We start from the raw sequence: 2,519 nt of genomic DNA, 5'->3' as shown, positions 1-2,519 counted from the left end.
GGCCACCACGGCTTGTCGGCGCTCCTCGGAGTAACGAGGCATGAGTGTCTCCTTTCGCCCCCTGATCGGTTTATAAGAACAGGCTATCAGAGGGTACGACACTCATCCTGACACTGGGGGGGATCCCGCACCTGGTCAGGCGACTCAACGAGAGTACCGGGGCCCAGGTGCGGGTGCGCATCGATGCGGGCTTCACCGACAACGACACGCTGGAGGCGCTGGAAGATCGCGACATCGAGTACCTGGGCCGGCTGCGTAGCCACACCGGCCTGCAGAAGCTGGCGGCGCCTTACCTGAAGCGACCCCGAGGCCGCCCGCCCGAGCAGCTTCGTGAGTGGTGCCACGACCTTGAGTATCAAGCCGGTTCCTGGCCGACGCCGCGACGCGTGGTGCTGGTGGTGCAGGAACGCCCCGATGATCTGTTGCTGCATGCCTTCTTCCTGGTCACCAACCTCGGCAAGTTCGACTGGCCGCCGGAGAAGATTCTGGCGCTGTACCGCAAGCGCGGCAGCGCCGAGGCGCACATGGGCGAAGTGAAGTCGACGCTCGACGTGCACCTCTCGTCGACGGATCGTGGCGCCTCCACCGTTCAGGACGTGATGGCTCGCAACGAAGTGAGCCTGCTGTTGAGCCTCTACGCCTATCAGGTACTGCATGGTCTGCGCTGTCTGCTGGTGCGGCAAACCCGCCAGGGCTGGAGCCTGACACGGATGCGCGAGCAGGTGCTCAAGGTCGCCGCCACACTGTCGCTGCACGCCCGGCGCATCACCGTTCACCTCGGCGATGCCGCCGACAAATGGTGGCTGACGGTCCCGGCTGCTCTGATGACCGCAATTCATTCCTGAAGGTTATAGAGTGGCAAAAAAACGCTCTCCTTGGGCATATATCGGCAGGTTCTCACGCCGCAAATGCTGCGCCTGAGGGGCGGTGCCGGCAGCAAGGGTCTTCAAGACACTCGATCGGCGCCCTCATGAATGAGGCGGGGTAATGCGTCCCCCGGGAATCGCCTGCACGTCACCCGCACGGTGAGGCTGAGATAGCTCAGGCTCAGGAAGACCTGCGCGCTTCTTAGCCATGGAGATTAGGCCTCGATTCCCTGATGACGATAAGCCTCAGCGAAAACTTCCTCGATTGGACGCTGCGGATCGCGCTGACGAATCCGGCGCACCTCGGCGGAGAGCAGGGCCAGTTCCTCGCTTGGCTTGGCCCACTGTTCCTTGGGAAGTGGTTGGGACCACGCCTCCACTTCAGGCAGTCTCTGTTGAGGCTGCTGACGCTGGATAGCCTTGTGCTCCCGCTCAGCAAGATACCCAGGCAGGGTCCAAAGGGTAAGCGCATGGTAGAAATACCACCCCGCCGCAAAAAAATAGCGCCAGAGAGAGGGGTTATCACGCAGACCCCCGTGAAGCTTGCGCTGGGCATTACGGATAGTATGCATGCCTTGATTGGGTGGATCGCCAGGCTCCCTCAGGCCCAGCGCATCCTGTACCTCATCCAGGCTGTGCAGCTCGTATTCCATATAGGCACGTAATACCTCCCACTCCCCGAGGGAAAGAGCCATGCCCGCCGTGCGACCCTCCGTCTTGAGCCACTTTCCCGTCTCGAGATGAGCATAGCCGATTCCCAGCCCGTACTGTTGAGTGGTGCCGTATTGGGTCGCCCCATACCCCTCCACGGCCCAGGCCATCAGCGACTCCCAAGGTACGATTACCGGCTCCTCGACCTCATGCCCCAGGCGCTGTTCCTTGACTATAAAGCACACCTCGCGGCGCTGGCGGTGGAAGCGTATTGGCACGGCCTTCAAATAATTTCGATGCGTTCTACGAATAGAGAACCATGACATCAGGAATCCTGCCCCCCCCATAACAGCCACTCCGAGCAGGATCTGATACCCTTGCCAATCCATAATGGAAATCAGCAACAAGGGAACCATTACAAGACTAAAAAAGATAAAGAACAGGGGCACACCAATGGCGAATTGATAGCCAAAAACATTAGGTGAACCGACCCCATAATCGAGCCAGGTATCGTTCATCTCGCCGACAACTCGACTGAAGTCCACCGGCGACAGGCCGGTGGGCAGTGGCAGCGGTGCCAGATAAGTGATCTTGCTGGTACCGATGCGCTCGATATCGCCAGCTCGGTGGGGCTGGCCTGGCGTCGGCTCGGGAAGCGGTTCGGTTTGTGTCTTTTTCGCCATTAGCTGCTCAATCGTTTCTTGTGGCTGGAGCCGCAATGACACGGCCATCGATTTCAAGCCATTCCCCGCGGCCGGAGCCGGGATTAAGCCCGCTTTCCGGGACATAGCGATGGTCGGTGCCAGTACACCGCCCATAGCAGGCCTAATCCACCGCGAAGGCACCCTCTGAATCAACATCCAGCTTACATTCACGATAAGGGGTGCTGGGCAGCTTCTCTCGAATAAAATCGACGCGCTTATCGAGATCTTTCTTGTGACAATAGAGCGTCTTATAGGCTGGATAGCTAAACCCGTCCTCATTGTGATAGGTAAAGCGTAA

At 59.3% G+C, this 2,519-nt stretch carries 1 protein-coding gene and 1 pseudogene; one reads left to right on the top strand and one right to left on the bottom strand.

Features of this window, described 5'->3' with window-relative positions; translation table 11 throughout:
* Positions 1 to 122 precede the first annotated feature (122 nt).
* A pseudogene (locus DU490_RS16835) lies at positions 123 to 845 on the top strand (transposase); the annotation flags it as partial.
* 236 nt (positions 846 to 1,081) lie between these two features.
* Here the strand turns inward: DU490_RS16835 and DU490_RS17550 are convergent.
* Positions 1,082 to 2,335: a hypothetical protein gene (locus DU490_RS17550; protein WP_114575372.1), complete on the bottom strand. Its 1,254-nt coding sequence runs from the start codon at positions 2,333 to 2,335 to the stop codon at positions 1,082 to 1,084.
* Between the last annotated feature and the right edge of the window lie 184 nt (positions 2,336 to 2,519).

The sequence above is a fragment of the Halomonas sp. DQ26W genome (assembly GCF_003339685.1).
Classification (GTDB): Bacteria; Pseudomonadota; Gammaproteobacteria; order Pseudomonadales; family Halomonadaceae; genus Halomonas.
The sequence above is the reverse complement of the archived record's forward strand: the minus strand, read 5'-3'. Positions and strand labels throughout refer to the sequence as shown.

What these genes read in the sequence shown, in the direction of transcription:
- DU490_RS17550 (WP_114575372.1), bottom strand. Translation starts at nt 2,335, where the DNA reads ATGGGCGGTGTACTGGCACCGACCATCGCTATGTCCCGGAAAGCGGGC.